The 25,128-nt window shown below is 67.3% G+C and carries 30 protein-coding genes; 17 read left to right on the forward strand and 13 right to left on the reverse strand.

Features of this window, described 5'->3' with window-relative positions:
* Window positions 1-55: 55 nt before the first annotated feature.
* The 4 genes from PS060_RS10140 to PS060_RS10155 form a co-directional block, all read right to left on the reverse strand.
* Window positions 56-394 (reverse strand): P-II family nitrogen regulator, encoded by a 339-nt coding sequence (locus PS060_RS10140; protein ID WP_273982908.1) that lies wholly within the window; start codon window positions 392-394, stop codon window positions 56-58.
* A 233-nt stretch (window positions 395-627) separates the two neighbouring features.
* Complete coding sequence (gene argC / locus PS060_RS10145) at window positions 628-1,557, reverse strand: N-acetyl-gamma-glutamyl-phosphate reductase (RefSeq protein WP_273982910.1); 930 nt, start codon at window positions 1,555-1,557, stop codon at window positions 628-630.
* A gap of 6 nt (window positions 1,558-1,563) precedes the next feature.
* Complete coding sequence (locus PS060_RS10150) at window positions 1,564-1,926, reverse strand: hypothetical protein (protein ID WP_273982913.1); 363 nt, start codon at window positions 1,924-1,926, stop codon at window positions 1,564-1,566.
* Window positions 1,927-2,020: 94 nt separating this feature from the next.
* Window positions 2,021-3,406: a leucyl aminopeptidase family protein gene (locus tag PS060_RS10155; RefSeq protein WP_273982914.1), complete on the reverse strand. Its 1,386-nt coding sequence runs from the start codon at window positions 3,404-3,406 to the stop codon at window positions 2,021-2,023.
* Window positions 3,407-3,525: 119 nt separating this feature from the next.
* Between PS060_RS10155 and PS060_RS10160 the strand changes: the two genes are divergently transcribed.
* The 3 genes from PS060_RS10160 (at window position 3,526) to PS060_RS10170 (ending at window position 5,574) form a co-directional block, all read left to right on the forward strand.
* Complete coding sequence (locus PS060_RS10160) at window positions 3,526-4,344, forward strand: DUF4163 domain-containing protein (protein ID WP_273982915.1); 819 nt, start codon at window positions 3,526-3,528, stop codon at window positions 4,342-4,344.
* A 32-nt stretch (window positions 4,345-4,376) separates the two neighbouring features.
* On the forward strand, window positions 4,377-5,204 hold the full coding sequence (gene map, locus PS060_RS10165) for a type I methionyl aminopeptidase (RefSeq protein ID WP_273982917.1): 828 nt from the start codon (window positions 4,377-4,379) through the stop codon (window positions 5,202-5,204).
* 67 nt (window positions 5,205-5,271) lie between these two features.
* Window positions 5,272-5,574, forward strand: coding sequence for a GIY-YIG nuclease family protein (locus tag PS060_RS10170; RefSeq protein WP_273982919.1), 303 nt, complete (start codon window positions 5,272-5,274; stop codon window positions 5,572-5,574).
* Between the two features lie 40 nt (window positions 5,575-5,614).
* On the opposite strand, the gene PS060_RS10175 is transcribed toward PS060_RS10170, so the two are convergent.
* From PS060_RS10175 to ccmA, 3 genes are all read right to left on the reverse strand, one after another.
* Window positions 5,615-6,277, reverse strand: coding sequence for a hypothetical protein (locus tag PS060_RS10175; RefSeq protein ID WP_273982921.1), 663 nt, complete (start codon window positions 6,275-6,277; stop codon window positions 5,615-5,617).
* A 266-nt stretch (window positions 6,278-6,543) separates the two neighbouring features.
* On the reverse strand, window positions 6,544-7,194 hold the full coding sequence (locus PS060_RS10180) for a heme exporter protein CcmB (RefSeq protein ID WP_273982923.1): 651 nt from the start codon (window positions 7,192-7,194) through the stop codon (window positions 6,544-6,546).
* Window positions 7,191-7,811, reverse strand: coding sequence for a heme ABC exporter ATP-binding protein CcmA (gene ccmA, locus PS060_RS10185; protein ID WP_273982924.1), 621 nt, complete (start codon window positions 7,809-7,811; stop codon window positions 7,191-7,193). The genes PS060_RS10180 and ccmA overlap by 4 nt, the downstream gene beginning before the upstream one ends.
* 66 nt (window positions 7,812-7,877) lie before the next feature.
* Here ccmA and PS060_RS10190 point away from each other — a divergent pair, with 66 nt between their 5' ends.
* Window positions 7,878-8,177 (forward strand): 4a-hydroxytetrahydrobiopterin dehydratase, encoded by a 300-nt coding sequence (locus tag PS060_RS10190; protein WP_273982927.1) that lies wholly within the window; start codon window positions 7,878-7,880, stop codon window positions 8,175-8,177.
* A complete protein-coding gene (locus PS060_RS10195) occupies window positions 8,177-9,337 on the forward strand; it encodes a hypothetical protein (protein WP_273982928.1) in 1,161 nt (386 codons plus the stop codon). Before PS060_RS10190 ends, PS060_RS10195 begins: the two co-directional genes overlap by 1 nt.
* A gap of 99 nt (window positions 9,338-9,436) precedes the next feature.
* Here PS060_RS10195 and PS060_RS10200 read toward each other — a convergent pair whose 3' ends face one another.
* The 6 genes from PS060_RS10200 to PS060_RS10225 all read right to left on the reverse strand — a co-directional run bounded on the left by PS060_RS10200 (window position 9,437) and on the right by PS060_RS10225 (window position 13,836).
* Entirely contained in the window at window positions 9,437-10,240 is an 804-nt protein-coding gene (locus tag PS060_RS10200; RefSeq protein WP_273982930.1) for an SDR family oxidoreductase, read from the reverse strand.
* A gap of 105 nt (window positions 10,241-10,345) precedes the next feature.
* Window positions 10,346-11,116 (reverse strand): histidinol-phosphatase, encoded by a 771-nt coding sequence (hisN, locus tag PS060_RS10205; protein ID WP_273982931.1) that lies wholly within the window; start codon window positions 11,114-11,116, stop codon window positions 10,346-10,348.
* A complete protein-coding gene (locus tag PS060_RS10210; protein ID WP_273982933.1) occupies window positions 11,113-11,718 on the reverse strand; it encodes a hypothetical protein in 606 nt (201 codons plus the stop codon). Before PS060_RS10210 ends, hisN begins: the two co-directional genes overlap by 4 nt.
* The gene (locus PS060_RS10215) at window positions 11,705-12,079 is read right to left on the reverse strand and encodes a ribose-phosphate pyrophosphokinase (protein ID WP_273982937.1); all 375 of its coding nucleotides are present in this window, start codon (window positions 12,077-12,079) and stop codon (window positions 11,705-11,707) included. Before PS060_RS10215 ends, PS060_RS10210 begins: the two co-directional genes overlap by 14 nt.
* A 98-nt stretch (window positions 12,080-12,177) precedes the next feature.
* Complete coding sequence (locus PS060_RS10220) at window positions 12,178-13,113, reverse strand: ribose-phosphate pyrophosphokinase (protein ID WP_273982940.1); 936 nt, start codon at window positions 13,111-13,113, stop codon at window positions 12,178-12,180.
* 99 nt (window positions 13,114-13,212) lie between these two features.
* The gene (locus PS060_RS10225; protein ID WP_273986901.1) at window positions 13,213-13,836 is read right to left on the reverse strand and encodes a DNA-3-methyladenine glycosylase family protein; all 624 of its coding nucleotides are present in this window, start codon (window positions 13,834-13,836) and stop codon (window positions 13,213-13,215) included.
* Window positions 13,837-13,943: 107 nt separating this feature from the next.
* Between PS060_RS10225 and PS060_RS10230 the strand changes: the two genes are divergently transcribed.
* The 12 genes from PS060_RS10230 to mraY all read left to right on the forward strand — a co-directional run bounded on the left by PS060_RS10230 (window position 13,944) and on the right by mraY (window position 25,123).
* Window positions 13,944-14,261, forward strand: coding sequence for a 2Fe-2S iron-sulfur cluster-binding protein (locus PS060_RS10230; RefSeq protein WP_273982941.1), 318 nt, complete (start codon window positions 13,944-13,946; stop codon window positions 14,259-14,261).
* Between the two features lie 18 nt (window positions 14,262-14,279).
* Window positions 14,280-14,651 (forward strand): DUF1905 domain-containing protein, encoded by a 372-nt coding sequence (locus PS060_RS10235; protein ID WP_273982942.1) that lies wholly within the window; start codon window positions 14,280-14,282, stop codon window positions 14,649-14,651.
* A 47-nt stretch (window positions 14,652-14,698) separates the two neighbouring features.
* Entirely contained in the window at window positions 14,699-15,721 is a 1,023-nt protein-coding gene (locus PS060_RS10240) for a cysteine synthase A (protein ID WP_273982944.1), read from the forward strand.
* Entirely contained in the window at window positions 15,718-16,134 is a 417-nt protein-coding gene (locus PS060_RS10245) for a hypothetical protein (protein ID WP_273982946.1), read from the forward strand. Before PS060_RS10240 ends, PS060_RS10245 begins: the two co-directional genes overlap by 4 nt.
* Entirely contained in the window at window positions 16,115-16,915 is an 801-nt protein-coding gene (locus tag PS060_RS10250; protein WP_273982948.1) for a DUF4350 domain-containing protein, read from the forward strand. Before PS060_RS10245 ends, PS060_RS10250 begins: the two co-directional genes overlap by 20 nt.
* Window positions 16,916-17,337: 422 nt before the next feature.
* Entirely contained in the window at window positions 17,338-17,838 is a 501-nt protein-coding gene (locus PS060_RS10255; RefSeq protein ID WP_273982950.1) for a division/cell wall cluster transcriptional repressor MraZ, read from the forward strand.
* Window positions 17,835-18,779 carry a 16S rRNA (cytosine(1402)-N(4))-methyltransferase RsmH gene (gene rsmH, locus PS060_RS10260; protein ID WP_273982952.1) on the forward strand — a complete coding sequence of 315 codons (945 nt, stop codon included), beginning with the start codon at window positions 17,835-17,837 and terminating at the stop codon, window positions 18,777-18,779. The genes PS060_RS10255 and rsmH overlap by 4 nt, the downstream gene beginning before the upstream one ends.
* Complete coding sequence (locus PS060_RS10265; protein ID WP_273982953.1) at window positions 18,776-19,324, forward strand: hypothetical protein; 549 nt, start codon at window positions 18,776-18,778, stop codon at window positions 19,322-19,324. Before rsmH ends, PS060_RS10265 begins: the two co-directional genes overlap by 4 nt.
* The gene (locus PS060_RS10270) at window positions 19,321-21,069 is read left to right on the forward strand and encodes a peptidoglycan D,D-transpeptidase FtsI family protein (RefSeq protein WP_273982954.1); all 1,749 of its coding nucleotides are present in this window, start codon (window positions 19,321-19,323) and stop codon (window positions 21,067-21,069) included. The genes PS060_RS10265 and PS060_RS10270 overlap by 4 nt, the downstream gene beginning before the upstream one ends.
* Window positions 21,066-22,541: a UDP-N-acetylmuramoyl-L-alanyl-D-glutamate--2,6-diaminopimelate ligase gene (locus tag PS060_RS10275; RefSeq protein ID WP_273982955.1), complete on the forward strand. Its 1,476-nt coding sequence runs from the start codon at window positions 21,066-21,068 to the stop codon at window positions 22,539-22,541. Before PS060_RS10270 ends, PS060_RS10275 begins: the two co-directional genes overlap by 4 nt.
* Complete coding sequence (locus PS060_RS10280) at window positions 22,541-24,019, forward strand: UDP-N-acetylmuramoyl-tripeptide--D-alanyl-D-alanine ligase (RefSeq protein WP_273982957.1); 1,479 nt, start codon at window positions 22,541-22,543, stop codon at window positions 24,017-24,019. Before PS060_RS10275 ends, PS060_RS10280 begins: the two co-directional genes overlap by 1 nt.
* Before the next feature lie 33 nt (window positions 24,020-24,052).
* Window positions 24,053-25,123 carry a phospho-N-acetylmuramoyl-pentapeptide-transferase gene (mraY, locus tag PS060_RS10285; protein ID WP_273982958.1) on the forward strand — a complete coding sequence of 357 codons (1,071 nt, stop codon included), beginning with the start codon at window positions 24,053-24,055 and terminating at the stop codon, window positions 25,121-25,123.
* Window positions 25,124-25,128 lie beyond the last annotated feature (5 nt).

Consider the following 25,128-nt stretch of genomic DNA (forward strand, 5'->3'; position numbering starts at 1 on the left):
TGCCTCCGGTTTATGCGTAGCCCGCCGCACATGGCGGGCAGGAGAGGGTGGAAAATCAGATCGCGTCGTCGTTGGTCTCGCCCGTACGGATGCGCAGCGCGCTTTCGATCGGGGTGACGAAGATCTTGCCGTCACCGATCCGGCCGGTCTGAGCGGCAGAGGCGATGGCCTCGACCACACGCTCGGCCTGATCGTCGGCGACCACGACTTCGAGCTTCACCTTGGGCAGGAAGTCGACGACATATTCGGCGCCGCGATAGAGTTCGGTATGGCCCTTCTGGCGGCCGAAACCCTTGGCTTCGGTGACGGTGATCCCGGACACGCCGATTTCGTGCAGCGCCTCCTTCACTTCGTCGAGCTTGAAGGGTTTGATGATCGCTTCGATCTTTTTCACGTCGTCCCCATCCGCGCCTGTTCGCTGGTTGCTGACAGATTCTTAACAAGAACCGTGCCAAGCTGTGCGCCAAGCCTAAAGGTGTGGCTGTGAACGATCCTTGCCGCTTGAAGACTCAAGGAAGAGGATGTCTTTCGCCGATGAGGGGCGGTTAGCAAGATTATGGTGCGCTGCGCAATGGTGCACAGCATAAGATCACGCCCTGCCTAAATTTTAAGCAAACCTTGATGCGGTTACAGGCGAAGACCCGTGGTCTCGGGCAGGCCGCACATGATGTTGAGGTTCTGGATCGCGGCCCCGGATGCGCCCTTGCCGAGATTGTCGAGCACGGCGATCAGGCGCGCCTGTGTGCCGTCGGCACTTTCGCAAACGTGCAGTGACAGCCCGTCCCATGGCGCTGCGGACTTAAGCAGAAGCAGTTCGCTCGGGATTGGTGTGAGCGGGGCGAGCGTGACGAAGGCGCTGTCCGCGTAATGGGCGGCGAGCGCCGCGTGGAGCGCCGCGCCGCGCGGCTGGCCGGGCAGCGCGCCCAGCGGCAGCGGCACGTCGACCACCATGCCGCGATGCGCCGGAATGACACTCGGTGAAAACACCGGCTGGTGGGCAAGGCCCGCATAGGCCTGCATCTCGGGCAGGTGCTTGTGCCCCATGGCTAGCCCATAGGCGCGGAAGGCGATGTCGGGTTCGGCCTCGAAGCGGTCGATCAGTGCATTGCCGCCGCCCGAATAGCCGCTCACGGCGTTGACGGTGAAGGGCCAGTCGGCGGGCAGCAGTCCTGCTTGCACCAGCGGCGCGACCAGCGCGAGAAAGCCTGTCGGGTAGCAGCCCGGATTGCTTACAAATTGGGCATTGGCGATGGCCTCGTGCCCGACCAGCTCGGGGAAGCCATAGGTCCATCCTTCGGCGACGCGGTGCGCGCTGGAGGCATCGATGATGCGCGTCCCCGAGCCCTCCGCCAGCTTCACCGCCTCTTTCGCGGCTTCGTCCGGCAGGCACAGGATCGCGATGTCGGCGGCGTGGAGCGCATCGCGGCGGGCGGCTTCGTCCTTGCGCTGGGCGTCGCCCAAGACGATCAGATCGAACTCGCTGCGCCCTTGCAAACGCTCGCGGATTTCAAGGCCGGTGGTGCCTGCCGCGCCGTCGATGAAGAGCCGGATCGCCACCGCGCGTCAGGCGTCCGCAGGGGCGAGTTCGCTCGCCCGGCACCAGCCTGCCGGCCCTTGCGGCCCCGGACAGCCCCACACCCATTCGCCCGCCACATCGAGCAGCTCGAACCGGCTCCCGGCGGCAAGCTGGGCGAACACATCGGCATCGGCGCGTGGGTTCAGGCGAAGCCCTGCGCCCTCGGCACCGACCGCATGGACATGAGGGATCACGTAATGCGCCGCCAGATGGCTCCCGGCGAGCGCCATGTGCGCCAGATCGCCGCGCAGGGGCAGCGTGCCGGGCGCGGGCTTTTCCACCGGGCCTTTCAGACCCAGCACGCCCTCAGGCACGGCATAATCGGTAGGGTTGGGCGTCGCGCCGCTCATCTGCGTTCCGTTGGCCTTCTCAGGTGACGCGGCGACCTCTCCCCAGAGCGCAGCGTGGCAGGCCCGTTAGCCGCAAGTCGCCTCTGGAGCAAGCTTAGCTGCCATAGCGGGCGCGGATCGCGTGCCATGCGGCTCTCAGGCCCAACCCCCGACCGCCGCGTGCGCGGCCCGGCTTGGGGGCGGGTGACCAGGCAAAGGTGTCGAAATGCACCCAGTCGATCCCCTCTCCCACGAACCGGTCGAGGAATAGCCCCGCGACGCTCGCCCCTGCAAAGGGATTGCTCGCCGAGTTCGCCATGTCGGCGACGTCCGAGGCGAGATATTCGCGATAGGCCTCGTGCAGCGGCAAGCGCCATGCGGCATCATCGTGGGCCTTGCCGGCTGCGAGGAAAGCCTCGGCGGTCTCGTCCCGGCGGGCAAAGAGGGCGGGCAGATCGGGGCCAAGCGCCACCCGCGCCGCGCCGGTCAGGGTCGCGAAATCGACGATCAGATCAGGGTTTTCCTCCGAAGCGCGGGTCAGCGCGTCACCGAGGATCAGGCGCCCTTCGGCATCGGTGTTGTCGATCTCGACCGTCAGCCCCTTGCGCGTCCTGAGCACATCGCCGGGACGGAAGGCATTGCCCGAAATGGCATTTTCCACCGCCGGGATCAGCAGATGCAGCCGCACCTTCAGCCGCGAAGCCATCACCAGCCCCGCCAGCGCCAGCGCATGGGCCGCGCCGCCCATGTCCTTCTTCATCAGCCGCATTCCGGCAGGTGGCTTGATGTCGAGCCCGCCGCTGTCGAAGCACACCCCCTTGCCGACCACGGCCAGCACCGGGTGGGCCGGATCGCCCCAGGTGAGGTGCATCAGCCGCGGCGCATGATGCCGCACCGCTGCCCGGCCGACGGCGTGCACCATCGGATAGTCCTGTTCCAGGGCATCGCCGCGCACCACGGTGAGGTCAGCCTTGTGCGCCTTGGCGAGCTTTTCGCACTCGGCCTCCAGCGCGGCTGGCCCCATGTCCTCAGGTGGCGCATTGACGAGGTCGCGCAGGGAACATTCGGCTTGTGCCTCAGCAACTTGCGCATCGATCAGCGCCACCTGCCCGGTGAGCAGCACGCGCGGCCCCTGGCTCTTGTCCTCGCTCTTGTAGCGGGTGAAGCGGTATTGCCCGGTCACCCATCCGAACATGGCCGGGCCGGGATCGACATTCGCCACCCGGTACACCCCCTCCGGCAGTTCCTCGGCGAGCTTGGCCAGACACCAGCTGGAGAGGCTGTCCGGGTTGGCGACCCCGCTGACAACAAACCACGAATCCCCGTCGGGCACGATGGCGTATTGATAGCCCCCACCCTCGAACTTCTGCGCGGCAAGACTGGCGCGCTGGCTCGCGGAAAGCCCCTTCGCAAAGGCTTCGAAGCCGTCCTTATTGATGAGGTGAATGGCAATCGCATCCTCGCCGCGGTCGGGCCGGATCAGTGCTTTGGGTTCGCTCATTCCCGTTCCATAATCACCCCTGCGCCGATGTCACCAGCAGATTCGGCCAGCACCGGGAGGGGATGATGACGGGGCGAATGTTTCACGTGAAACAGCATTGGCGCGACAAAGCTGCGACAATGATCGCACAAACCGTGCGCAAAGCCGTGCTGATCGGCCTGCTGCTCGCCGCCGCCGCGCCTGGCGCCGCTCAGGACACCGCGCAAGACGCCGAGCCCGCACCCGAAGTCCTGCCCCCCGGCACCGTCCTGTTCACCGACAGCGAAACCCGCGCCGTTTCCGGCAGCGAGGTCGCCCGCCTGTTCCGTTACACCTGGCCCGCCGAGGTAGCCGCCGTCCCCGCGCTCGTCCGCCGCTTCACCGCCGAGCGTGCCGACCTGCTCGCCGATCAGAAGGCCGACTTTGTCGAAGGCCTGTCCTTTGCCGACGCCGAGGGCTGTTTCGGCTGCAACCGCGATATGGCCCGCGAGTGGTCGGTGACCGCCGATACCCGGCGCTTCATGGTGCTGTCGGGCAGCCTCTACATCTATAGCGGCGGGGCGCATGGCAACACCGGGTTCGAGGCGCTGGTGTGGGATCGCAAGGCGAAGAAGGCGTTCGATTCCCGCCGCCTGTTCCGCTCCAAAGCCGCGCTGCAAGCCGCGCTGGGCGAAGGCTGGTGCGCCGGGCTCAAGGCCGAACGCCGCGCCCGCATGGGCGAGGAGGTGAGCGCCACCATCGAGGAGGACGGCATCTTCCCCTGCCCGCCGATTGCCGACTTGCAGATCTACCCCGCTTCTTCCGATGGCCAGCGCTTCGACCGGATCGACCTCCTGGCCGCGCCGTACGTGGCAGGCTCTTATGCCGAGGGGGTCTATGAGGTGACGCTGCCGGTCACGCCCGCAGTGCTGGCGGCGGTGAAGCCGCAATACCGGGCGGCTTTCGCACTCGCAAAGTAGCTTTTTGGCGCGGCCGTCGCTATGTAGCGGCCATGCACGATTATCAACTCGTTGACGGCGATACGACCGTCTACCGCGATGGCTCCATCAAGCTCCACACCGCCGAGGGCTTCGAAGGGATGCGCAAGGCCGGGCGGCTGGCGGCCGAAATCCTCGATGCGCTGGCCGATATGGTCAAGCCGGGGGTGACGACCGGCGCGCTTGACGATGCGATCCGGGGGATGATGCTGGATGCCGGCGCGATCCCCGCAACGCTCGGCTATCGCGGCTATGCGCACTCAAGCTGCATCTCGATCAACCATGTGATCTGCCACGGCATTCCGGGCGACAAGGTGCTGAAGGATGGCGATATCCTCAATATCGACGTCACGCCCTTGGTCGATGGCTGGCATGGCGATACGTCGCGGATGTTCTACGCGGGCGAGCCTTCCTTGAAGGCGCGCAAGCTGGTCGAGGTGACCTATGAATGCCTGATGCTGGGCATCGCGGCAGCCCAGCCCGGCGCGCGGCTGGGCGATATCGGCGCGGCGATTGAAGCCCACGCCAACCAGTTCCGCTACGGCGTGGTGCGCGAGTTCTGCGGCCACGGCCTCGGCAAGCTGTTCCACGACGCCCCCGAGGTGGTCCACGCCGCCCGTGCAGGGACAGGGCCGGAATTGAAGCCCGGGATGTTCTTCACCATCGAGCCGATGATCAACCTCGGCAAGCCCTGGGCCAAGGTGCTGGGCGACGGCTGGACGGCGGTGACGCGCGACAAGTCTCTGAGCGCGCAGTTCGAGCATTCGATTGCGATCACCGAAACGGGCAACGAGATCTTCACGAAGAGCCCGACGGGGCGCGATTGCCCGCCATATGTGTAACCGGACAGTTTGACCATTACGTCTCCCCGGGCTTGACCCGGGGCCCCGCCTCTTCTTTGCTCGGGGCATGGATCGTGAACAAAAGGGCGGCTGGGTCTACATCATGGCCGACCGCTATCGCGGCACAATCTATGCCGGATCGACCGCCGATTTGTCGGCCCGTATCATCCAGCATCGCGAAGGGCAGGGCTCGAAACTCTGCGTCCAATATGGCCTGACGCGGCTTGTCTGGGCGGAGCTTCTGCCGTCCATGCAGGAGGCAATGGATCAGGAGAAGCGCATCAAGCGCTGGCGGCGGGAGTGGAAGTTCGCGCTGATCGAGAAGAGTAATCCCGATTGGCGTGATCTGTTCGACGATATCCTGAAGTGAAGAAGCGGGGCCCCGGCTCAAGGCCGGGGAGACGAAAGAGTCATAGGAAAAGAGCAGCTAAAGCAGCGCTCATCACCACGACTAGCCCGACCGAAAACCCCAGCATCGCCAGCACCGGCCTTGTCACCCGCCCGTGCAGCACCCAGTCATATCCCGCCGAAACCGCGACCGTGATCGGCACCTGCACTGCAATCGCGACCGGATCGGGCAGGCCCAAGACCTGCACCACGCGGGCATAGGCCGGGGTCATCAGCGCGAGGGTCGCGATCAGCATTGCCTGCCGGTGGGCGGCGATGTCGCGGCGGCGGGCGTAGTGGATCGCCAGGAAATAGAGCGGCACAAAGGTCGCGAAGGCGGCGAGGTTCACCACCGTTACCTCGGGGCGGCCCAGCTCCTCCCCGATGCGCCACGAGATCACCCCGCCGCTCACCAGCATCGCCCCTACAAGTGCAATCGAGGCGCGCCCGCTCGCGCGGTGGGCCGCGAGGCGGTATTTCGCGGCGAGGAAGCTCTGGCTGGCGAGCATCATCAGCCAGGCGATCATGCTCCCGGCGTGGAACACCACGATGGGGGTGTAGCGCGCCTGCACCTGCGGATGCGCCACCGCCTTCAGCGCGAAGGCGAACAGCGTGAAGCCCAGCAGCCCCAGCGCGATCCTTCCCATCAGCAGATGCCCGCGGGTGTGGCTCTCTGGCGCTCTCACTAGAGCCTACCCTGCCGGGGCGAAAACCTTCGCATCGCGACAGGAAAGCCGCTGGATAGGAGCAGCGCGCAGCAGGGGCTGGTTGCCCCTGCAAGGGCCGCGACGGAGCTAGCGGCTTTCCTGACGCGACCCCTGCGGGGCGGGCCGCTTTTGGCCCATCGCCGCGTCCTTCGTCGCTCACTATGCTCAGGCATGGCTCACTCCTCACTCCTTGCGCTGGGCCAAAATCGGCTCCGTGCGAAGGCTTTCGCCCCGGCAGGGTAGGCTCAATTCTCCCGTGCGGCCCTTATGGCGGCCCCGGCGGCGAAGGGCGCGATCGCGACCAGCCCGAGGCTTATCGCTCCAACGAAGCCGAGGCTCACGGGATCCAGCCGCGCGAGCGCGCCTGCGCCGAAAATCAGGATGGGCAGGGCCAGCGGGATCAGCAGCAGGCCCGAAAGCGCCGCGCCCGCACGCAAGCTCGCGGTCAGCGCGGCGATCATCAACCCGATGGCGGCAAGGCCCGGCGTGCCCGCCAGCAGCCCCAGCAGCAGGATGGAGAAACTCTCGCCTTCGATCTTCAGCAGCGCGGCCGCCGGGAAGGTTGCCAGCAAGAGCGGCGGGCCGAAGCTCAGCCAGTGGGCCAGCAGCCGCACCGCCATCATCGCTTCCTCGGCGATCCCGCGCAGCCGCAGCTGATCGAAGAACCCCAGCGCAATGTCGCGCGCCACCAGCTTTTCCAAAGGCAGGATCGCCGCCAGCAGCGCCGCGATCCACACCACCCCGCCGCCGGTTTTCGCGAGCACATTGGCATCCGGCCCGACCGCGAAGGGAAACAGCATGGCGACCGCGACGAAGAACACCACCGGAAGCGCCGCCCCGCTTCCCGTGAACGGGAAGAACTGCGCGAGATCGCGGCGGAGCAGGGCGAGGATCATGCGTCCTCCTCTTCCGCAGCAGGCGCGAAGTCCTCGATCGCGAAGCTGGCCATACCCGGCACGTCCAAGGGCTGGTGCGAGGCGATCAGGGCAATCCCGCCGCCTTCGCAATGCTCGCGCACCAATGCGCTGACGAGGGCTTGGGAGGTCGCATCCAGACCGCTCAGCGGCTCGTCGAGCAGCCACACGCTTGCATTCTGCCCCAGCACCCGGGCGAGCGCGGCGCGTTTCTTCTGGCCGGTGGAAAGATAGCCCACCGGCACCTCGGCCAGCGTGTCCAGCCTGAGGCGGGCCATGATCGCGGCGGTCTCGCTCACCCCGTCGGCGGCGAACCAGAAGGCGAGCGCCCTGCCCAGCGGCAGGTCGGGGTCAAGGCCGGTGCGCTCGTCCAGCAGCGCCAGCGCGCCTTCGCGCGTCACGCTTCCGGCATAGGGCGTCGTCAGCCCCGCCAGCGCGCGGATCAGCGTCGTCTTTCCCGCCCCGTTCGCCCCGGTCACATGGCACGCCGCACCGCTCTCGAGCCGGAACGACAGCCGCCGGAACAGCAGCCGTTCGCCCCGGCGGCAAGCGAGGTTATCGGCAGCGAGGAGGGGGCCGGGGTTCGGGGGCGCTTGCATTGGCCCCAAGCGTTAGGGAAAAGGGCGCGCGCAAACAAGCGACGCTTTGTCGAGGAATTCCTGCCCATGACCGTGCCCGAACTGACGCCTGAGGAAATCGCCGAACTGCTCAAGGCCCACCCCGACTGGGCGAGCGCGCGCGAGGGCAAGGCGATCACGCGAACCTTTCAGTTCAAGGATTTCTCTGAGGCCTGGGGCTTCATGAGCCGGGTCGCGCTGCTGGCGGAAACGCAGGATCACCACCCCGAATGGTTCAACGTCTATGCCAAGGTCGAGGTCACGCTGACCACCCATGACGCCGGGCAAAGCGGCGGCCTTTCGCAGCGCGATGTCGTCATGGCGCAGGCGATCGACACGCTGCTGTGATGCGCTCTGCCAGAACCCTCGGGGCCGTCCTTGCCGCGCTGGCGGTGACTGGGGCGGCGCAGGAGGGTGTGACGCAGCAAGGCCGCATCTTCAAAGGCACGCTGGGCGATGCGCCGATTACGGCGTGCTTCGATCCCTCGGGCAGCTCTCCGGGCGTCTATTACCGCGATGCCGCGCTCGAACCGGTGCGGCTGGAGCTGCGCGATGCGGCCACGCCGCTGGTTCTGACCGAGGCGAGCGGAATCGAAGACGCGACCGGCGCGCAGTGGATGATGGCCTCTGCCACGGGCGAGACGATGACCGGCGTATGGCGCAAGGGCACCGCTGTCCTGCCGATCCGCCTCACCGCCGTTCCTGCCGACCTGCCCGACTATGGCTCGGCCTGCGAAGCCCGGCAATTCGTGGAGCCGCTGCTGGCAGGCGGCACCACCACACGCCGCGACGAGAGCCTTGAGGGCATGGTCTATACCCGGATCGCCTATGACGGCCCGGCGCGCGCGGGGCTGGAGGATTACCACATCGTCACCTTCGCGCTTCGCGCCGAACAGGCAGGCGATGCGGCGATCAACGCCCGGTTGGCCGCCGCGCTGCCCGATGGCTCCGCCAATCACGACATGGGCCTGTGCGCGACCCCCAGCCTCGCCAATGCGGGGATGCCGGGCTATATCGACGAGACGCGCCTGCCGATGCTGATCACCCCGCGCTGGCTCGCGGTGCGGCATGGCGGCAGCAGCTATTGCGGCGGCGCGCATCCCAACAATTTCGGCAACCTTGTCGTCTATGACCGGCATAGCGGGGCCGAGGTCGATGCCTCCGCATGGTTCAAGCCCGGCGCGCTCAAGTTCTACGATTGGGAGCCCGAACCCGGCAACCCGCGCCTGATCGAAGCCCTGTCCGATGCGTTGACGCAGGCAGTGATGACGCGCTGGCCCGAAGGCGCGCGCGATCCCGAATGCATGGAGGCCGCGCGCAGCGGCATGGGCTGGGACATCGGCCTGACCCGCGAAGGCCCGGTGTTCGAACCGGAGTTTCCCCACGTGCTGTTCGCCTGCACCGAGGAGGTGACCCTGCCATGGGAGGCCGCGCGCCCGTTCCTCTCCGCAAAGGGGCGCGCGGTGATGAAGGGTCTGCGCCAAGCTCCGCCAGCGTCAGCGCGCTGATATCGGCCCGCAGGGCCGCAAGCGCGACTGCGCGCCCGCAGCGGGCGCAGCTTGCTGCGCGTCTAGCGAGGACCGCACGCCGGAGGGCGTGCGGACAAACTACTGCCCCAGCGGTCTGAGGCTGTTGCGTAGTTGCTTGCGCACCCGTCCGGGCATCCAGCGCTTGGCAAAGGCCATGCGCTTGCTCGTCGCCCCGACGAAATAGTCGAGCTTGTCGCCATGCACCGCGTCCCACACCGCCTGTGCGACGTGTTCGACCGGGGTGATCTCGAGCCCCGCGGCGGTCACGCGTTGGCGGATCGTCTCGTTCGACTTGCGGTTGCCGGTGCCCGCGAGCAGCGGGGTTTCGATGAAGCTCGGGCACACCGAGGCGACCGTGATCCCGTCGGGCGCCCATTCGGCATCGAGGCTTTCGGTCACGGCGCGCACCCCGAACTTGGTGGCGCAATAGACGCTCATCCCGCCCGATCCCGCAATCCCCGCCGCGCTCGCCATGTTGACGAGAGCCGATCCGGGCGCTGCGGCCTTGAGGTAGGGATAGACCGCCTGCGCGCCGTAAAGCACGCCCTTCAGATTGATGTCGAGGCAGCGGTCGATCTCTTCCGGGTCAAGCTCGGACAGCGATCCGCCGGTGCCGATCCCGGCATTGTTGACCATCGCGTCGATCCGCCCTCCCGCGGCTGCGGCGAAGGCGGCAAGGCTTTCGTCCCACCCCTTGCGGTCGCGCACATCAAGCCGTCCTGCCCACTTGGCATCCCCGCTGATGAGCGCGAGGGTTTCGGCCATCCCGCCCTCGTTGATGTCGGCGACGCCCACGAACCACCCGCGCGCGGCGAAATGGATCGCGCTCGCCCGCCCGATGCCCGAGCCCCCGCCGGTGATGAAGATGCTGCGCTGTGCCATTCCGATCCCTCTTCCGATTGCTGTTTGCAACCTGTCTAGAGGCAACTGACACGCTTGTCAGCAGGGGATGCGCGGAGATCCTCGGGAAAGGCCGGGCCTCACCCGTCACCCCATCGCGTCGAGCACGTCTTCAAGCCGCGCCGGATCGCCCAGCGCGATCACCGTGCCGTCGCTGCCCGCATCGAGCGGGTTGCCCTGCCAGTCGGCCATCATCCCGCCCGCGCCTTCGACCACCGGCACCAGCGCGGCGTAATCATAGAGCTTCAATCCCGCCTCGATCACCACATCGACGTGCCCGCTCGCGACAAGGCCGTAATTGTAGCAGTCCCCGCCGAACACGATCTTCTTCTCGGCCACGGTCTTGGCGACCGACATGAAAGCATCGGCCTCCTCGTTGGTGAAGAGGTGCGGGCTGGTGGTGGCGAGCACCGCGTCGCCGAGTTCCTTCAAGGGCTTGGTGGCGGCGGGCTTGCCGTTGAACAGGGTCGGCTGGCCGATGCGGCCCACCCAGCGTTCGCCGGAGATCGGCTGATCGATGATGCCGAGCACCGGCCAGCCATCCTGCAAGAGCGCGATCAGCGTGCCGAAGATCGGACGCCCGGCGATGAAGCTGGTGGTGCCGTCGATCGGATCGAGCACCCACTGGCGGCCTGCGCCTTCGTTGCGGGTGCCATATTCCTCGCCGATGATCCCGTCGGCAGAGAATTCGGCCTCGATCAGCGCGCGCATGGCGGCCTCGGCGGCGCGGTCGGCTTCGGTGACGAAAGAGCGGTCGGCCTTGCGCTCCTGGCTCCACTGGCCCCGGAACAGCGGGCGGATGGCAGCGCCCGCCGCATCGGCAAGGCGCAGGGCAAGGGCGAGGTCTTTATCGGTCATGGGAAGCTTTCCAGATAGCGCGGCGGGATCGCGGGGTCAGATGCCATAACGCCCACGAACCCTGCCGCAAGAGCCATGCCAGCAGCGCTGATCGCGAGCGGTATGGCCCTGTTCTTCGCCCGCCATCCCAGCGCGCAGGCAAGGTGGACGAAGGCCGCTGTGACCCCGAGGAAATAGTAGGGCACGAAGAACCCGGCATAGCCCGCATGGAAACCGGCGGCGGCAAAGTGGTAATTGGTGTCGAGCCCCTGCAGCAGTCGCCCGGCCCACACCGCGCCGACATGGTTGAGGATGAACAGCGCCAAGATCACCCCCGAGATCGCCTGCCAGCGGGCGAGCCCTTGCCGTTGCTGCCTGCGAGTGCGCCAGATCATGGAGAGGCCGGTCCCCAGCTGAAAGGCGAGCGCCAGCATCAGCAGGGTCTCGGCGAGCGGATGGCGGTAGAACGGCCGCAGCGCCTCCATTGCGGCGATGTGTGCCGCTTGCCCGGCAAACATGGCCAGATGGTTGCCGATATGCGCAATCACGAAGAGCGCGATCGCCAGCCCGCTGGCAAGGTGCAGCGGGCGCAGGCGGCGGTTGCGGTCGTCAGGCGGGGTCATGCATCTGCCAATAGGCAAAGGCGTCCGCCTGTCGAGCCTCGGTATAGCGGCGCGCCTCCGGGCCTTCCCATTCGCGTGGCAGGTCGTGGTAGAGGCCGGTGCGGCTGACAAACCAGCCTTGCCCCGGCAGACCGTCCGACTGGCGCACCACCAGCACTGCAAGGCCGGGTTCCCCGCAAGCGCGCCCGTCCTCGTCGATCCGGTCGAGCACCTTGCACAATTGCCGCATCAGCGGACGCGTGAAGGTGTGGCCGAGGATGTTCAGCAGTGCGCCGTAGGTGAAGGTCTGGCGCTGGCGGGCTGCTTCGATGAGAAGCGCGCGGACTTCGAGCGGGTCGAATATGCTTCCAGATTTCGTCATTGCGAGCCGAAGGCGAAGCAATCCATGGTCGAACCTCGCATCAATCGAGACGGAAGTTCATGGATTGCCGCGTCGCTACGCTCCTCGCAATGACGAGGTTAGTCGAACAGAGAGCTGACGCTGCTCTCGTCCGCAATCCGGCGGATCGCCTCGCCCACCAGCGGGGCAATCGGCAGCACGCGGATTCGGTCGGACTGTTCGGTCGCTTCGGTGGGCCGGATCGAATCGGTGATCACCAGCTCCTTCAGCGCCGAGCCGTTGATCCGCGCCACTGCGCCGCCCGAGAGCACCCCGTGGGTGATGTAGGCCGCGACCGACTTGGCCCCGCCTTCCAGCAGCGCTTCGGCCGCGTTGCACAGCGTGCCGCCCGAATCGACGATGTCGTCGATCAGGATGCAGTGGCGGCCAGAAACGTCGCCGATGATGTTCATCACCTCCGATTCGCCCGGACGATCGCGGCGCTTGTCGACGATCGCGAGCGGGGCGTTGTCGAGGCGCTTCGCCAGCGCGCGGGCGCGCACCACGCCGCCCACGTCGGGCGAGACCACCATCAGCTGCTGGTCGCCGTAGCGGGCCTGAATGTCCGCAGCCATCACCGGCGCGGCATAGAGGTTGTCGGTCGGGATATCGAAGAAGCCCTGGATCTGCCCGGCGTGGAGATCGACCGCCAGCACGCGGTCAGCGCCCGCTTCGGTAATCAGGTTCGCCACCAGCTTGGCGCTGATCGGCGTGCGCGGCCCCGGCTTGCGATCCTGCCGGGCGTAGCCGAAATAGGGCACCACCGCCGTGATCCGCTTGGCCGAAGCGCGGCGCAGCGCGTCGATGCAGATCAGCAGTTCCATCAGGTTGTCGTTCGCCGGGAAATTGGTCGGCTGGACAACGAACACGTCCTCCCCGCGCACGTTCTCGTGAATTTCGACGAAGACTTCCTCGTCCGAGAAGCGCCGCACGCTCGCATCGGTCAGGGGGATTTCGAGATAGGCCGCAATGGCCCGGGCAAGCGGCAGGTTTGAATTGCCGGACATGATCTTCATGGCGCGCGAATCCCCGAAGGCAGGTGATGCGCCCCGCCTAGCGATGCGTCATGGAATTGCAACGCGCGAGGGAGCGGTTGTCGTCAGCTTGCGGGCGGCTCAGACCGGCTCGCTGCCAACCGCGTAGTAGTGCCAGGTGAAGATTGCCATCGCCCCGCGCTGGGGCGACCACGGTTCAGCCAGTGCGCGGGTGGCCTTTTCGGCCGGACGCTCGGCGAGCCCGAGCAGGCGCTTGACCGCCTCCTGCACGGCGAGATCCCCTGCGGGCCAGATGTCGGGGCGACCCTCGGCGAACAGCAGATAGATCTCCGCCGACCAGCGCCCGATCCCCTTGATCCGTGTGAGCAGCGCGATGGCTTCCTCGTCGTCCGCAGGCAGGCTGCCGAAATCGAGCTCGCCCGCCGCGACCAGCTCGCACAGCGAACGGGCATAGGACTGCTTCTGGCGCGACAATCCGCAGGCGCGCAAGGTGTCGAAGTCGCGTTCGAGGAGGCAGGCGGGCGTGAAGCCTTCGCCCAGTTCCGCCTCCAGCTTGCGCCACATCGAGGCCGCCGCCGCGACCGAAACCTGTTGGCCGACAATCGTGCGCAGCATCGTCACGAAGCCGCGGTCGCGCAGGCGCGGTTCGGGATAGCCGATGCGGGCCAGCTCGATCGCCAACCGCGGCTCGCGCACGGCCAGCGCATCAAGGTCTGTGCGCAACTTTTCCGCTGTCAGCCCCACTGCCACTTTCCTCATCTTGCCTTGAGGCCGAGACTACCTTAGCAGCCGCTTTCGCACTCTCACAGCGCATAGTCTTGCGCCCAATAGCCGAAAAGGAATTCCGATCCATGCCCAGACTGGTCGTCACCAACCGCGAAGGCGCCACCAGCGAGATCGAGGTCGCCGACGGCCTGACGGTGATGGAAGCGATCCGCGACAATGGCTTTGACGAGCTGCTGGCGCTGTGCGGCGGGTGCTGCTCTTGTGCGACCTGCCATGTGCACGTCGATCCCGCCTTCGCCGACAAGCTGCCGAAGATGAGCGAGGACGAGGACGATCTGCTGGAATCGAGCGATCATCGCGTCGCGACCAGCCGTCTGTCGTGCCAGATTCCCTTCTCCGCCGATCTGGACGGCCTGCACGTCACCATCGCGCCGGAAGATTGATCGGGTGGGGCGAGGCCGGTGGACGCTGACCTCGCCCGGTTCCTGCGCGACGAACTGGGCCTTGCGCCCGAAGGCAATGCCGCCGGGCCGTGGACCGTGACCGGCCCTGTGTGGCTGTGGCAGGGCAGCGACGGCGCGCCTGCCAAGGGCTCGTGGTATTTTCTCACCATCGATGGCGAAACCGCCGGCGCGATCCGTGCCGGTGCCGTGAATGCTGCGGCCTGGGGATCGGTCTATGTCGAGGCGACCGTTGGCGGCACGACATGGCGGACGTCGCTGTTCCCCTCCAAACAGGTCGGCGGCTGGCTGCTGCCCCTGAAGGCCGTGGTGCGCAAGGCCGAGAAAATCGCCGAAGGAACGGTGGTCGAAGCGGTGCTGGCGCTGGCCTGAGGGACTTGGGCGTTGCGACCTGTGATGCGAACGCCTAATTCACCGCAATGAACATCACCCGACCCTTTGGCGATACGCTCGCCCTGATCGGCAATACCCCGCTCGTGCGCCTGACTGGCCCCTCCGAGGCGGCGGGCTGCGACATCTATGGCAAGTGCGAATTCGCCAACCCCGGCTCCTCGGTGAAAGACCGGGCGGCGCTGTGGATGATCCGCGATGCCGAAAGCCGGGGCGACCTCAAGCCCGGCGGCACGGTGATCGAGGGCACGGCGGGCAATACCGGAATCGGGATCGCACTCGTCGCCAATGCGCTGGGCTACAAGACGATCATCGTCATGCCCGACAACCAGTCCAAGGAGAAGATGGACACGCTGCGCGCGCTGGGTGCCGAGCTGGTGCTGGTGCCGCCGACCAAATATTCCGATCCCGGCCACTTCCAGCACGTCTCGCGCCGGATGGCCGAGGAGACGCCGGGCGCGGTGTGGGCCGGGCAGTTCGACAATGTCGCCAACCGCAAGGCGCATATCGAAGGCACCGCTCCGGAAATCTGGGAGCAGCTTGCGGGCCGCGTCGACGGCTTCACCTGCGCGGCAGGCACGGGCGGGACGATTGCCGGGGTGGGGATGGGCCTCAAGGAAAAGAATCCCGATATCCGCATCGCGCTCACCGACCCGCACGGCGCGGCGCTGTATAACTACTACGCCAAGGGCGAATTGCTCGCCGAAGGCTCCTCGGTCGCGGAAGGTATCGGGCAGGGGCGCATCACCGCCAATCTCGAAGGCGCACCGATCGACACGCAATACCGCATCGGCGACGAGGAAGGCCTCGTCTGGGTCGAACGGCTGCTGCGCGAGGAGGGGCTGTGCCTTGGCCTGTCGTCGGGCATCAATGTCGCAGGCGCCGTGGCGCTGGGCCGCGAACTGGTGGCCGAGGGGCGCGAGCGTCCGCAGGTCGTGACGATCCTGTGCGACACAGGCTTCCGCTATCTGTCGACCCTCTACAACCCCGAATGGCTGGCATCCAAGGGCTTGCCGCCGTTCGATTGGCTGGCGAAGGGAGCCGCCGCGTGAGCCGGCTGTCGTGGCGCGAGCGGGTGCGGCGGATGAACCAGCGCAGCCTGTTTGCGCCGGGCCGGGCCGCAGGCGTGCTGACCGGTGCCTCGCCGGACGAGTCCGAGGCGTCCCCGCCTGCCGGTCAGGCCCGCGCCGAGGCGGTGCAACGGCTTCAGGTCGGCTTGTTCGGCATCGGCGCGATGGTGCTGCTGGTGGGGCTTGCCAGCATCATCGGAGGACAGGCCGAGCGCAACGATCAGCTCGCCGCGCCCGAGGCGGCCCCCACCACCGAGCCGAGTGCCGCCGCCGCGCAGGCCAATCCGCTCGCTGATGCGGGCGTGGTGCCCGATATTGCCGCCGAGCCGAGCGCGGCGCCTTCGGCAGCGCCGGTCGTGCCGGATGCGCCGGGCAATGCCGCGCCTGCGCAATAACCGCCGCGCCGCACGCGCGCTGCTGTGCGGGGCGCTGTGTCTTGCCCTCAGCGCTTGCGGGGCTTCGTCCTCTCCCGCCGCGCCGCCAACGCCCGAACCGGCGGCATCGCGTCCGGCGCTGGGCGTGATGACCAGCCTTCCGCTCTACTGGCCGCTGGGTGCCGATATCGCCGCGATTGCTGCGGGTAGCGCGCCTGTGCCGTGGCAGCGCGGCGTGCTTGAGCAGGCCTTCCGCCTGACCCCGCTCGACACGCTGTCGCCCATGCCCGGCCTTGCGCCCGATGCGCCTGAGATCGACCCGCTGGTGGGCCTTGATCGGCTGGCGGTGATCCAGCCACGCGGGCTTTCGCCATCCGACAATGTCGCGCTCGATGATTGGGTGCGCGCCGGGGGGCGGCTGCTGCTGGTGCTCGATCCGCAGCTGACCGGCGAATATGATCTGCCGCTCGGCGATCCGCGCCGCCCTGCGCAAAGCGCGTTGATCCCGCCGGTCGCGGCGCGCTGGGGACTGGCGATTGCCTTTGATGAGGCGCAGGCGCCCGAGCCGAAGGCCCAGTCCATCGGCACGGCGACGGTTCCGCTCGTGCTGGCGGGCCAGATTGCCGTGACCGATCCTGGCGCTGCGCAATGCACGCTGCTGGCCGCAGGCGCGGCGGCGCGCTGCAAGGTCGGGGCAGGGCAGGTGACCGTGATCGCGGATGCGGCCATCTTCGAGCACGCGGAACTGGCGGGCGAGGGCGGGGCGGCGCTCGCGGCGCTGATGAAGGCGGTGCTGGGATGATGCGGGCGGAGCGGCGATCAGGGCACGGGAAATTGCGGGACGCGCGGGACTCGGATTCGCGCCGATCCGGGGAAACCACGGGACATACCCGGTTTGTTCCGCGAAAATCGGAGTTTAGGCGATGAATGTCACGGTGAGTGGGGCGCTGGTGACGAGAGTCATTTGTAGGAAAATCAATATTTTCCCACCTTTTCCCTAAGAATCCCTAGAAAATCCCTTCCATCCCCGCCGCTTCCCCGATATGACCGGGGACCATCAGACATGCCTGTATGTCTTGCGTCCGATCTGTGGGGGTCGGCGCACCGGCGGCGCTTGCGCGCTTGCCGGGCCGCAGAGGGCGTGTCCGGGGGAGTTTCGAGCGCGGCAATGCGCGGTCAGCCCGAAAGGGGCCGGTCGCGGGGGTTGAAGGGGATCGCAGGCACGTGTCTGCTTTTGTGGGATATAACGGCCAAGCCTTCTCGCCTGCTGGCGACAAGGGCCGCTTTGTCCTGCCTCCGGCCTTCCGCAAGGCGGTGAAGGAAAGCTCGGGCGGGAGCCGCACCCTGTGCCTCGCCGCCCACGCCAAGCTCGATTGCCTCGTCGGCTTCGGCCTTTCGCGCATCGAGGAACTGCACGCGCAGCTCGATCAGGAAGCCGCCGACGCCGTGACCCTCAAGAACGCCGATTTCGACCGCGATGTGCGCGCCGCCCAGCTGTTCGGCTTCGAGCAGCTGCCCTTCGACGATTCCGGCCGCTTCGTCATGCCCGACTACCTGCGCGATCTCGGCAAGGTCGAGGATGGGCTCTACTTCCAGGGCTCGGGCCGGTTCTTCTTCGTCTGGGCACCCGATCAGCTCAAGGCGATGGGCCCCGAATGGAAGAGCGCGCAGGCCGCCTGTGCCAAGCTGATGGCGGCAGCGAAGAAGGGGGGCACGGCGGAATGAGCCAGATCGCACCCCACATCCCCGTGCTGCTCGACGAGGTGATCGCCGCGATTGCCCCGCGCCCCGGCATGACCATCGTCGACGCGACCTTCGGTGCGGGCGGCTATACCACCGCGCTGCTCGAAGCGGGCGCGCAGGTCCATGCCTTCGACCGCGATCCCGACGCGATTGCCGCCGGGCAGGCGCTCGTCGCCCGCTTCGAGGGCCGGTTGGTGCTGCACCCGGCGCGTTTTTCCGCGATGCGGGCAGAGCTTGCCGCCATCGGCGTGCACAGCGTCGATGCTGTCGTCATGGACATCGGCGTCTCCTCGATGCAGCTCGATCAGGGCGAGCGTGGCTTTGCCTTCATGCATGACGGCCCGCTCGATATGCGCATGAGCCAGGCTGGCGAGAGCGCCGCCGATTTCCTCAACACCGCCGACGAGGAAGCCATCGCCAACGTGCTCTACACCTATGGCGAGGAGCGCCAGTCGCGCCGCGTCGCCCGCGCGATCGTCGCAGCGCGCCCGCTGACCACCACGGGCGAGCTCGCCCGCGTGGTGCGCCGCGCGCTCGGCCACAAGCCTCACGACAAGAAGGACCCCGCGACCCGCACCTTCCAGGCGGTGCGCATCCACGTGAACGACGAGCTGGGCGAGCTCGAAGCCGGGCTCGCTGCCGCCGAGGCGCTGCTGGGCGAGGGCGGCGTGCTCGCCGTGGTCAGCTTCCACAGCCTCGAAGACCGCATCTGCAAGCAGTTCTTCAAGGCGGCAAGCGGCGCAGGCCGTGCGGTCTCGCGCCATCTGCCCGGGGAAATCCCGGGGCCGCCGCCCACCTTCGCGCAGGTTTCCAAGGCTATTCGTCCCTCAGAGGCCGAAATCGCCCGCAACCCGCGCGCCCGTTCATCCACCCTGCGCCACGCGATCCGCACCGGCGCGCCAGCGAGGAGCATAGCCGCATGATGAACCGCTCTCAGGCCCGTTCGCTGGGTTGGGCCGCCGTTCTGGCGGTGTGCCTTGCGATGTTGGTGGTGCTCAGCTTCAAGGTGCACGCGGTCAAGAGCGAGGTCTTGCTCGCCGAACGCACCCTTATCGCGCTCGAGCGCGAGACGATGCTGCTCGAAACCGAATTCCAGACCCGCGCCAACCAGCGCCAGCTGGCCGAATGGAACGCGGTCGAGTTCGGCTATGCGGCCCCGCGCGCCGGGCAGTTCCTCGATGGCGAGCGCCAGCTTGCTAGCCTCGGCGAACAGCTTGGCCCGGATGCGCCTGCGCCGATCCGCCTCGCCCGCGCCGATGCCAGCGACGCGGCCGCCGCGGCCGAAGACGCGCCGATGCGCTCGCCGGTGTCGGGTGCCAAGGTCGCGATGGCCCGCGCCGAGCCTGAGAAGGCTTCGGGCGAAGTCTTTGCCGAGGCCTTCGGCGACTTTCTGATCGAAGCCTCGCCGATCCGCCCGGCGCGGGCGGAGACCCCCAAGACGCTGCCGGTGAAGGGAACTGCGGAATGATCGCGCTGGCGGCGCCGCGCGCCGCACACGCTGCTACCCCCGTCATTCCCGCCGGACGCCTGCCCGGTGTCAGCCTGCGCGCGCAGGCGCTCAACACCGCCAAGCTCAGAGCCCTGTGGCTGCTGGGCGGCTTTGCCGCGGTTGCCTCGGTTGCCTTGCTGCGGATCGCTTCGCTCGGGCTTGACGGGCAGGCACCCGAACACGCGAGCCTCGAAGACGCGCTGCTGCCGCCGCGCGGCGAGATTACCGACCGCAACGGCGCGCCGCTGGCGCGTGCCTTTCCCGCCTATGCGCTGCGCTTCAACCCGGCGGCGATGGGCGACAGCGGCGCGCCGCTGGTGCGTGATCCCGAAACGATCGCCAAGGAGCTGAAGGCGATCTTCCCCGATATCGACGAGGCCCGCATGGCGCGCCGCCTCGCTTCGGGCAAGGCAGGCTACCTGCGCCGCCGGATCCTGCCCGAAGAAGCCAACAAGGTCTTTGCGCTGGGCGAAATCGCGCTCGAAATCCCGCGCGAGACCGATCGCTACTATCCGCAAGGCTCGCTGGCCGCGCACGTGCTGGGCTATGTCGCGGAAACCAAGGAGCGCACCGGCGGGCAGATCGGCATGGAGCGGGTGCTGGAAGAGCGCCTGACCCACCCCGTCAAGCGCGGCGAACCGGTGGCGCTGTCGATCGATGTCCGGGTGCAGGGCGCGCTCGAGGACGAATTGCGGCGCGGGATGCTGGCGACCAATGCGATCGGCGCGGCCGGCATCGTCCTCGATGTCGACACCGGCGAGATCATGGCGCTCGCCTCGCTCCCCGATTTCGACCCCAACGCCGTTCCTGCCAGCGGGAGCGTCAATGTCACCAACCGCGTGACCAATGGGGTCTATGAACTCGGATCGACCTTCAAGCCGCTGACGGTGGCCGCTGCGATTGATGCGGGCGTCGTGCGCGATCTGGGACGGCAGTGGAATGCTGCGCCGGTGCCGGTTGGCCGCCGCACGATCAAGGATTCGCACGATATGGGCGCCAGCCTCAACGTGCCGCAGGCGTTGGTGCATTCGTCCAACACCGTGACCGCGCGCGTGGCGGACGAGCTGGGTGCGGACAAGATGCGCCGGGCGATGATGGATCTGGGCATGGACAGCCCCCCCTTCATCGAACTGCCCGCGCGTTCCAAGCCGCTCTGGCCCAAGGGCAACTGGAGCCGTGTCACCAACATGACTGTCGGTTTCGGCCACGGCCTTGCCGTGACCCCGCTGCACCTTGCCAGCGCCTATGCGGCGATGGTCAATGGCGGCATCTGGCGGCCTTCGACCCTGATGAAGCTGGCCCCTGCCGATGTGCCGCGCGGGCGGCGGGTGTTCAAGGAATCGACCTCCTCGCGGATGCGCCAGCTCTTGCGGATGATTTCGCTCTACGGCACCGGCAGGAGCGCGGATTCCCCGGGCTACCGTGTCGGTGGCAAGACCGGTTCGGCCGAAAAGGCCGGGCGCGGCGGGTATAACAAGACCTCGCTGGTGTCCTCCTTTGCTGCCGCCTTCCCGATGGATGCGCCGCGCTATGTGGTGGTGGTGGTGGTCGACGAGCCCAAGGGCACCATCGCCAGCAGCTTCCAGCGCACCGCTGCCTTCACATCGGCCCCGATCGTCGGCAAGCTGGTGCCGCGCATCGGCCCGATCCTCGGCGTGCAGCCGGACGAGACGCGCGATGTCGACATCTCGGATCTCAAATATCTCGTGGGCGACGCGGAATGAAACTGGCTGATCTGCTTGCCCAGGCGGGGCTGGACAGCGCGGGTGCGGCGGACGTGACCGTGACCGGCTTTGCCATCGACCATCGCAAGGTCGCCCCCGGAACCATCTTCGGCGCCTTTGAAGGCGCAACAGTCAATGGCGAGGACTTCATCCGCCCCGCCATCGAAGCGGGCGCGGTTGCCGTCGTCGCCCGCCCTCAAGCCCGCGTCGAGGGTGCGCTGCACATTATCGACGTCACCCCCCGACGCGCCTTTGCGCGCCTCGCCGCGGGCTTTTTTTCTCCCTACCCGGCCACCATCGCAGCGGTGACGGGGACCAACGGCAAGACTTCGACTGTCGAGATGACGCGCCAGATCTGGCGCATGGCGGGCGAGCGCGCAGCGAGCATCGGCACGCTGGGCGTGACAACGCCTGACGGGAGCGTCTCGACCGGGCTGACCACGCCCGACATCGTCACCTTCCTCGCCAACATGGCCGGCCTCGCGCGTGAAGGCGTGACCCATGTTGCCTACGAAGCTTCCAGCCACGGCCTCGACCAGTATCGGGGCGAGGGGCCGGTGGTTTCGGCCAGCGCCTTCACCAATTTCAGCCGCGACCATCTCGACTACCACGGCACGATGGAGGTCTATTTCGCGGCCAAGATGCGGCTGTTCACCGAGGTTGTCGCGCCCGGCAGTCTGGCGGTGATCCATGATGCGGGCGATGGGTCCGAGTGGACGGCCAAAGCGATTGCCGCGGCATCGGCGCGCGGGCTCTCTGTGCTGACCGTGGGCGAGGGGGGCAGCTTCCTCAGGCTGATCGCGCGTGAACCCGGCCAGTTGGGCCAGCTTCTTCACATCGAGCATGAAGGCACGGTGCGGAAGATCAACCTGCCGCTGATCGGCGCCTATCAGGCGGCCAATGCGCTGGTTGCGGCGGGGCTGGCGCTGGGGACGGGGGTTCCGGCATCAGGCGTGTTTGACGCGCTGACCCGTCTGCAGCCCGTGCGCGGGCGGCTGGAGCGCGCGGCGCTCAATGCCGCGGGCGCACCCGCCTATGTCGACTATGCCCACACCCCCGATGCGCTTGAAGCGGCCATCGCCGCCTTGCGCCCGCACGTTGCGGCCGGCGGCAAGCTGATCGTCGTGTTCGGCGCAGGCGGCGACCGCGATGCGGGCAAGCGCCCGCAGATGGGCGAAGTCGCCGCGCGCGCCGCCGACATCGCCATCGTCACCGACGACAATCCGCGCTCCGAAGACCCCGCGGCCATCCGCGCAGCCATCATGGCAGGCGCTGGCCCCAACACCCGCGACATCGCAGGCCGCCGCGCGGCCATCGCTGCCGCAATTGGGGAAGCCGGGCCGCGCGATATTGTGCTGATCGCGGGCAAAGGCCACGAGCAAGGTCAGATATTCGGGTCTGGAGACACCATGCGGATCGAAGCTTTCGACGATGTCGAGGTTGCGCGCGAATGTGCCGGAGGGCAGCTGTGATGAACGCACCTGTTGCGCATCCCTTGTTGCACCATTGGCCGGTTATGACGCGCGATGCGCTGCCCTTGGCGCTGTGGAGCGCGGCTGAAATCGCGGCGGCGTGCCGAGGCGCGGCCAGCCACGACTTTCAGGCGAGCGGCGTCGAAATGGACTCGCGCGATGTGAAGCCGGGGGATGTTTTCGTCGCCCTCAAGGGCGAGGCGATGGACGGCCACCGCTTTATCGACGCCGCCTTTGCCAAGGGGGCTGTTGCCGCAATCGTCGATCGCCCCGTGGAATATCCCCATGTGCTGGTCAGCGACACGACGCAGGCGCTTCACGATCTCGCCCACGCTGCCCGCGACCGCGCGGTCGAGGCTGTGCGGATCGCGATCACCGGATCGGTCGGCAAGACAGGGATGAAGGAGGCGATCTTCGCTTGCCTCGACCGCGCCAGCCGGGGCGCAGCGCATCGTTCGGTGCGCAGCTACAACAACCATGTCGGCGTGCCCCTGAGCCTCGCCCGCCTGCCCGCCCGCGCAAAGTTCGGCGTGTTCGAGATGGGGATGAACCATTCCGGCGAAATCGCGCCGCTGGCCGCCCATGCCCGCCCGCACGTCGCCCTGATTACCACCATCGCCCCTGCCCATATCGAGAACCTCGGCAGCCTTGAGGCGATCGCCGACGAGAAGGCGCAGATCTTCACCGGCCTCGTGCCCGGCGGGGTGGCGATCATTCCGGCGGATAGCGAGTGGGCCGACCGCATGATCGGCCACGCCCGCGCCTGCGGCGCCAAGATCGTCACCTTCGGGCGCGCCAAGGGTGCCGACGTGCGGCTGCTCGATGCCATTCCGGCACCGGGCGGCGGCTCGCTCGTCACCGCCGATCTCGGCGACCGGCGCATCTGTTACACCATCGCCGAACCGGGCGAGCACTGGATCGTCAACTCATTGGGCGTGATGGCGGCTGTGCGCGCGGCGGGCGGCGACCTCGCCAGCGCGGGGCTGGCGCTGGCCGAGATGGGTGGGCTGAAGGGCCGCGGCGCGCGCCATACCCTCTCTGTCCCCGGCGGCACCGCGCTGCTGATCGACGAAAGCTACAACGCCAATCCCGCCTCGATGCGCGCGACCCTCAAGGCGCTGGCCGCCACGCCCGCCACCCGGCGGCTGGCTGTGCTGGGTGCGATGAAGGAGCTCGGCGATTTCAGCGATGCCTTCCACCGCCAGCTGGCCGAGCCGATCATCGAGGCGGGCGTTACCCATGTCATCCTCGTCGGCCCCGAGATGGGCGCGCTGGCCGAGGAACTGGGGAAAGTCGGCAGCGCCTCGCTTGGCAAGGCACCCGGCTTCGCCCATTGCGAAGGGCCAGCCGAGGCGATTGCGGCGCTCGGGCAATTCGGCCTGACGCAAGGGGATGCGGTGCTGGTCAAGGGATCCAATTCGGTCGGGTTGGGCCGGCTGGTGTCACACTTTACCGACAAGGCGCATAGCCAAGGCTGAGGCCCGACGCTCCGGGCGCCAAGGGACGACTGAATGCTCTATCTTCTTGCCGAGTGGCTTGGCTTCGAAGGCATCCTCAATCTGGTGCGCTACCAGAGCTTTCGCGCGGGCGCGACGCTGATGACAGCGCTGGTGATCGGCCTTGTGATCGGCGAGCGCTTCATCAATTTTCTGCGCGTGCGCCAGGGCAAGGGGCAGCCGATCCGCCTGGACGGCCCGCAATCGCACCTCGCCAAGCGCGGCACGCCGACGATGGGCGGCCTCTTGATCCTGACCGCGCTGACGGCTTCGATGCTGCTGTGGATGGATCTCACCAGTCCGTTCGTCTGGGCGTGCATGGCCGTGACGATCGGTTTCGGGGTGATCGGCTTCCTCGACGATTACGACAAGGTCTCCAAGAACAGTCACGCAGGCGTGCCCGCGCGGGTGCGGCTGCTGGGCGAGTTCGTGGTGGCGGGCGTCGCCAGCTGGCTGATCGTCAGCCAGATCAACACCAACCTCTACCTCCCTTTCCTCACCGGCGTGAGCATTCCGCTGGGGCCGGCCTATTATGTCTTTGCCGCCTTCGTGATCGTGGGCGCGGGCAATGCGGTGAACCTGACCGACGGGCTGGATGGTCTTGCGATCATGCCGGTGATCATCGCGGCAGGCACCTTTGCGATCATCGCCTATCTGGTGGACCGGGCGGATTTCTCGAACTACCTCGGCATCCCCCACGTTCCGGGCGCAGGGGAGCTGGCGATTTTCTGTGCCGCGATCATGGGGGCAGGGCTTGCCTTCCTGTGGTTCAACGCGCCGCCTGCTGCCGTGTTCATGGGTGACACCGGCAGCCTTGCCCTTGGCGGGGCGCTGGGGGCGATTGCGGTCGCTTCGCACCATGAAGTCGTGCTCGGCATTGTTGGCGGGCTGTTCGTTCTTGAAGCAGTGAGCGTGATCGTTCAGGTGTTCTGGTTCAAGCGCACGGGCCGCCGCGTGTTCAAGATGGCGCCGATCCACCACCACTTCGAACAGCTCGGATGGAGCGAGAGCAAGGTCGTGATCCGCTTCTGGATCATCGCCATCGTGCTCGCGCTGATCGGGCTGTCGACGCTCAAGCTGCGATAGGGAGA

It is taken from the genome of Erythrobacter sp. BLCC-B19 (assembly GCF_028621955.1).
Taxonomy (GTDB): Bacteria; Pseudomonadota; Alphaproteobacteria; order Sphingomonadales; family Sphingomonadaceae; genus Erythrobacter.